The organism is Qipengyuania sp. (genome assembly GCF_048550555.1).
Lineage (GTDB): Bacteria > Pseudomonadota > Alphaproteobacteria > Sphingomonadales > Sphingomonadaceae > Qipengyuania.
Map to the genome: position 1 here is coordinate 1 of NZ_JBLYYF010000001.1, position 6,129 is coordinate 6,129.

Below are 6,129 nucleotides of genomic sequence, written 5' to 3' on the forward strand. Positions count from 1 at the left end.
AGAGCTTGTGATGCACCTTGCTGATCGCGCGGATACGGTTCTGGGTGGCGGCAAGCACTTCCCTGGTCCCCGCGTCCTCGGTCTGGTTGGCCTGCATCGACACGAAGCTGAGCACCATCTGCAGGCTGTTGGCGACGCGGTGGTGCACCTCGCGCAACAGCAGCTCGAGCCGTTCGTTGGCCTCGCGCAGTTCGGCTTCGGCCTGGCGTTTCTCGCGTTCGAGCCGCGAGCGGGTCCAGGCCTGGCGAAATCGACCGGCGAGCATGTCGAAAAAGCTCTCGCCGACGGTCTTGACCACGAAGTCGGCAGCCCCCGCATGGATGGCATCGACCGCAATGCCGGTATCGTCGTTGCCGGTGACGAACACGACCGCAGGGTGGTCGGGCAGGGCGACGATCTCGTCGAGCATCTGCCGACCAGTTTTGCCCGGCATGTAGTGGTCGATCGCGACGACGTCGAAATTCTCGTTGCGCAGCCGTTCCATGCCCTCGTCGGCGCTCTCGGCCGTCTCGACGGTGAAGCCGCGCCGGTCGAGCGCGCGGTGGATGAGCCGCCTCAGTCCCGCATCGTCATCGACATAAAGGATGCGGAAGGATTCTATTGGTCGAGATCCGGCACCTGGATGACCGAAAGGAAGAGTCCGAGCTGGCGGATCGCGTCGGCGAAGCTTTCGTAGTTCACCGGCTTGGTGATGTAGACGTTGCAGCCGAGGTCATAGCAGCGATCGATTTCCACCTTGTCGTCGGTGGTCGTCAGCACGACGACCGGAGTGCGGTGGAGCTTTTCATCCTGCTTGATCTTCTCGAGGATCGACGTCCCGCTCATGTCGGGCAGGTTGAGATCGAGCAGCACCATGGCCGGGCCGTTCTTGGCCGGCCCGTCGGGCGCATTGAAAAGATAGTCGAGCGCGGTCGTTCCGTCGGCGAAATGACGGATATCGTTGGAGATCCCAGCACGCCGGATGTTCTTCTCGATCAGTCGAGCGTGACCCTCGTCGTCCTCGATCATGACGATCCCGACTGGTTGGTGAGCGTTCATGCGCGTGCTTTCCTCAAACGAATTTCGCTGGCAGCGAGAGCCTGAAACGGGCGCCCTGGTCAAGCTGCGAATCGACTTCGACCGTGCCGCCGAGTCTGTAGGCCAGCGCACGAACATTGGCGAGGCCGATGCCTTCACCCGTCTGGTCCTGCGTGCCCGCACGGCGGAACAGTTCAAAGATGCGCTGGTGGTCGGAAGGATCGATCCCTCGGCCGTTGTCGATCACGTCGATGTGGACGATGTCCCTGCTCCGACCGCCTTCGACGGTGATCTCCCCGCGCCGCTCGGGGCTGAGGTATTTGAGCGCGTTCTCGATGAGGTTCGAGAGGATCTGTTCGACCGCGACCCGGTCGCTTTCGAGATCGGGGATCGTGCCGACGGTGATGTCGGCCCCCGCATCCTCCGCGCGCTGGTGCAGGCTCGCGACGACGCCGTCGACCAGATCGTTCATGTCCAGCGGTTCGGGTGCGAGCGTGCGGCGCCCCTGGCGCGAGAGTTCGAGGATCGAATTGATCAGCCGGTCCATCTTCTCGGTCGAGCTGCGGATGAAACCGACTGCTTCGGGCAGGTCCTCCTCGACCGCCAGCCACGCCTCGCGGTCGCGCAGTTCGGGATGCGCTTCGTAGAGCGTGCTCAGATGGGCGTAGAGCACCTTGCGCGCCTCTTCCAGCTCGGCGGTGAAGCCGAGCACGTTGACCAGCGGCGAGCGCAAATCGTGGCTGACGATATAGGCGAAGCGCTGGATTTCCTCGTTGGCCCTTGTCAGCTCGGCGGTGCGCACCGCGACCGCATCCTCGAGCCCCTCGTTGGCCTCGCGCAGCCCCACCTGCGCGCGGGTCAGGTCGCGATTGTAGCGCAGGACCAGCACGACGGCGGCGACCAGTACGCCGACCAGCAGTGCCAGTGCGAGTCCCCCGACGACATAGAACTGGACCAGCGATTCGAGCTGGGCACGGTTGCGGCGGACGAGGGCGGTTTCCTCGACCGCCGCCATTTCATCCGCCAGCGCGCGGATCTGCTGTGTGATCAGCACGCCGCGATCGCCATTGAAATCGAGCTCGCGAGCGCGGGCGAAAGCAGTCGCCGGATCGCTGAACATCGCGTCGATGATCCTGCTTCGCTCGGCATTGAGCCGCGTGATCCGTTCAAGCCGCTTTTCCTGGTCTGCGGAGCCTTCGAGGATGTTCGCGAGATGCGACTGCTCGCGTTCGTAATTCGAGCTCGCCTCGATTACCACGCGGGTGAAGCCCGGATCGGGCTGAATCAGGAAGCCGCGCCGGCCAGCGGCGATTTGCTCGTTGAAGGTCGTCAGGCGGTTGATCGAAGCCTGGCGGCCCAGGGTCTCCTCGACCTCGTCGGTATCGTCGGTGATACTGCCCATCGTGATGGTCGCCGCAGCAACGGCGATCGCCAGCAACACAACGCCGAGTGCCAGCAGGAAGGTGACCGTCCGGCGGCCATGGCGTTCGTATCTGTAACGGATGGTTTCGGGCATGGGAGGCTCAGGCGTCGATCATTTCGCGGTCGAATTCGCCGGCGTTGTTCTGGATGAAGTTGAAGCGGTGCTCGGGGTTGCGACCCATCAGCTGGTCGACCAGGTCCTTGACCTTGGCGCGGTCCTCGAATTCGGGCGGCAGCGTGATGCGGATCAGGCTGCGCGTCTCGGGATCCATCGTCGTCTCGCGCAGCTGGCCGGGGTTCATCTCGCCGAGGCCCTTGAAGCGCCCGACCTCGACCTTCTTTCCCTTGAACACGGTCTCTTCGAGCTCCTTGCGGTGGGCGTCGTCGCGGGCGTAGCGGCTCTCCTTGCCCGCAGTCAGACGGTAAAGCGGGGGCTGGGCGAGGTAGAGATGCCCGTTGCGCACCACCTCGGTCATCTCCTGGAAGAAGAAGGTCATCAGCAGCGTCGCGATATGCGCGCCGTCGACATCGGCGTCGGTCATGATGATGATGCGGTCGTAGCGCAGGTTTTCGGGGTCGCAATCCTTGCGCGTGCCGCAGCCCATGGCGAGCGAAAGATCGGCGATTTCGCTGTTGGCGCGGATCTTGTCGGCACTGGCCGAGGCGACGTTTAGGATCTTGCCGCGGATCGGCAGGATCGCCTGCGTCTTGCGGTTGCGGGCCTGCTTGGCGCTGCCGCCCGCGCTGTCGCCTTCCACGATGAACAGCTCGGTCTCGCCGTCGCCTTCCCCCGAACAGTCGGTCAGTTTGCCCGGCAGGCGGAGCTTCTTGGCATTGGTCGCGGTCTTGCGCTTGATCTCGCGCTCCTGCTTCCGCCGCAGGCGCTCGTCCATCCGCTCCATGACCTGGCCGAGCAACGCCTTGCCGCGGTCCATGTTGTCGGCAAGGAAATGGTCGAAATGGTCGCGCACCGCGTTCTCGACGAGCCGTGCGGCCTCGGGGCTGGTCAGCCGGTCCTTCGTCTGGCTCTGGAATTGCGGATCGCGGATGAAGACGCTCAACATCACCTCGGCGCCGGTCATCACGTCGTCGGCGGTGAGGTCCTTGGCCTTCTTGGCCCCGGTCAGTTCGCCGAACGCGCGCAATGCCTTGGTCAGCGCGCCGCGCAGGCCCTGCTCGTGCGTCCCGCCATCGGGAGTCGGCACGGTGTTGCAATACCAGCTGGTCGAACCGTCCGAATAGAGCGGCCAGGCGATCGCCCATTCGACGCGGCCGGCCTCGTCGGGGAAGTCCTGGTTGCCGGCGAAGGGCTGGGCGGTGACACACTCGCGCCCGCCGAGCTGTTCGGCGAGATGATCGGCCAGACCGCCGGGGAATTTAAACACGGCTTCGGCGGGCACGTCCTCGCTGGCGAGGCTCTCGGCGCATTTCCAGCGGATCTCGACCCCGGCGAAGAGATAGGCTTTCGAGCGGGCCAGCTTGAATAACCGCTTGGGGCTGAACTGGCGGTCGCCGAAGATCTCGGTATCGGGCACGAAGCTGACCGTGGTCCCGCGGCGATTGGGGGTGGGGCCGAGCTGTTCGAGCGGGCCCAGCGCCTGGCCTTTCGAAAAGCTCTGCGCGTAGAGCTGCTTGTCGCGCGCCACCTCGACCCGCGTATCGCTCGACAACGCGTTGACCACCGAGACGCCGACGCCGTGCAGACCGCCGCTGGTGGCGTAGGCCTTGCCCGAGAACTTGCCACCCGAATGGAGGGTCGAGAGGATCACCTCGAGCGTCGACTTGCCCGGAAACTTGGGGTGTTCGTCCACCGGCATGCCGCGACCGTTGTCGGCGACGGTTATCCGGTTGCCCTCGTCGAGCCGTACCTCGATCCGCGTCGCATGCCCGGCGACCGCTTCGTCCATCGAGTTGTCGAGCACTTCGGCGACGAGATGGTGCAGCGCGCGATCGTCGGTCCCGCCGATATACATGCCCGGGCGGCGCCGCACGGGTTCGAGGCCTTCGAGGACCTCGATCGAGGAAGCGTCATAGTCGCCGGAAGACGTCGGCGTGTTTTCGAACAGATCGTCGGACATGGGCAAAGGCTATATCGCGTGCTTCTCTCTCCGAACAAGCGCGCGAGAGAGGTTATCCGCCTCGCTCAGAAGCGGTCGGCCGCATTCTCCACGACGACCACCGAGCCCTCGCGCACCTCGCGAACCTCGAAGGCGCGCTCGACCAGCCCGTCGCGGGTGAAGCGGAACGCCCCGTCGAGCCCGAGAAAGCCGTCGTCGCTGCGCAGCGCGCCCTGGGGGAAGTCGCGGCCCACGCGCCAGTCACGGGCGACGCGGAGGGTAAGAAGCACCGCGTCGTAACCCAGCGTCGCGATGCGATAGGGCTGGCTGCCGAAGCGCGCCTCGTAGCTGTCGACGAAGCGCTTGTAGCGACCGTCGGATACGGCCGAGAACCACGCGCCCCGAAGCGCCGAGGCGCGGGTGACCGAGCTTTCGCCGCTCCACAATTCGGTGCCGAGCAGTTGCGGCGTGGTCGCACCGCCCGATTTCAGCACGCCCGCCGCCTGCGCCGCGAGACGGGCACCGTCGGCGATCAGCACGGTGTCGTAGCCGCCATGCGCCTTGAGTCGTTCGGCCGCACTGACGATGGAGGTGTTGCCGCGCGCGAAGCGCTCGGTCCACACCACGGCCCCGCCATAGGCGGCAACCGCGTTGCGCATCGCACTTTCGGCCCGGGCGCCATATTCGCCGTCGGGGGCGATGATGGCGAAGTTCCGCGCCCCCTTGTTGCGGGCGTACTGAACGCTGCGCATGATCGACTGCTCGGGAATATGGCCCATGATGTAGACGTCGGGGCCGGCCGCGCCGGTATCGTTGGAGAAGGAGATCACCGGGACATCGGCCGCCTGGGCCGGCGCCACCACCGAGGGAATGTTCGAGCCGAGCAGCGGACCGAGGATCAGCTTGTTGCCTTCGGCGATCGCCTGACGTGCCGCCTCCTCCGGGCCCTTGGCCGTATCGTAGGTGGTGATCCTCAGGTTGCTCGCATTGGTGTCGAGCAGCGCCATGGTGGTGGCATTGGCGATCGACTGGCCGACCGCGCCGTTCTGGCCCGACATGGGCACGAGCAAGGCGATGCGATGGCGCGTCTCGTCACTGGGAAGAGACTCGGTCGGCTCGGGCGCCGGCGTGGTGGCCACGGGGCGCGGGCGCTCGGCGCCCTTCGGGATCACCGAACAGGCGCCCAATATGGCGGCCAGTCCCACCGTTACCAGCGTCCGACGGTCGAAAGTCCAGCGCTTCATCTTGCCGCGTCCCTCACTCTTGGTTCATGGAGCAAGAGTGACCGACGCCACTCTTCCCGAAAATTCCCTTATGCCGGGGCTCTATATCGTCGCCACCCCTATCGGCAACCTCGGCGACATCACCCTGCGCGCCATCGACGTGCTTGGTCGCTGCGATGCGGTCGCCTGCGAGGACACGCGGGTGACGGGCAAGCTGCTCAAGCATCTGGGAATTTCCAAGCCCTTGTGGCGCTATGACGACCACAGCGAGCATCGCGACCGGACGAAGCTGGTCGATGCCGCACGCACGCGCGCCGTGGCATTGGTGAGCGATGCCGGCACGCCGATGATTTCCGATCCGGGCTATCGCCTGGTCAACGATTGCCGCGCCGAGGGAATTCCCGTCACCG

Annotated in this window: 6 protein-coding genes; 1 reads left to right on the forward strand and 5 read right to left on the reverse strand. The window is 65.4% G+C overall.

What is annotated here, in order from left to right:
- From ACN4E0_RS00005 to ACN4E0_RS00025, 5 genes are all read right to left on the reverse strand, one after another.
- A partial coding sequence (locus tag ACN4E0_RS00005; protein ID WP_419564193.1) for a response regulator occupies window positions 1-706 on the reverse strand: 706 nt, incomplete at its 3' end.
- The gene (locus ACN4E0_RS00010) at window positions 598-1,038 is read right to left on the reverse strand and encodes a response regulator (protein ID WP_419564185.1); all 441 of its coding nucleotides are present in this window, start codon (window positions 1,036-1,038) and stop codon (window positions 598-600) included. The genes ACN4E0_RS00005 and ACN4E0_RS00010, both read right to left, overlap by 109 nt.
- A gap of 13 nt (window positions 1,039-1,051) precedes the next feature.
- On the reverse strand, window positions 1,052-2,533 hold the full coding sequence (locus tag ACN4E0_RS00015) for a sensor histidine kinase (protein ID WP_419564187.1): 1,482 nt from the start codon (window positions 2,531-2,533) through the stop codon (window positions 1,052-1,054).
- A gap of 7 nt (window positions 2,534-2,540) precedes the next feature.
- Window positions 2,541-4,517, reverse strand: a complete 1,977-nt coding sequence (gene parE, locus ACN4E0_RS00020; RefSeq protein ID WP_419564189.1) for a DNA topoisomerase IV subunit B — start codon at window positions 4,515-4,517, stop codon at window positions 2,541-2,543.
- 65 nt (window positions 4,518-4,582) lie between these two features.
- Window positions 4,583-5,740, reverse strand: a complete 1,158-nt coding sequence (locus tag ACN4E0_RS00025; RefSeq protein ID WP_419564191.1) for a penicillin-binding protein activator — start codon at window positions 5,738-5,740, stop codon at window positions 4,583-4,585.
- A 70-nt stretch (window positions 5,741-5,810) separates the two neighbouring features.
- Here ACN4E0_RS00025 and ACN4E0_RS00030 point away from each other — a divergent pair.
- On the forward strand, window positions 5,811-6,129 hold a 319-nt coding region (locus ACN4E0_RS00030), incomplete at its 3' end, for an SAM-dependent methyltransferase (RefSeq protein WP_419564195.1).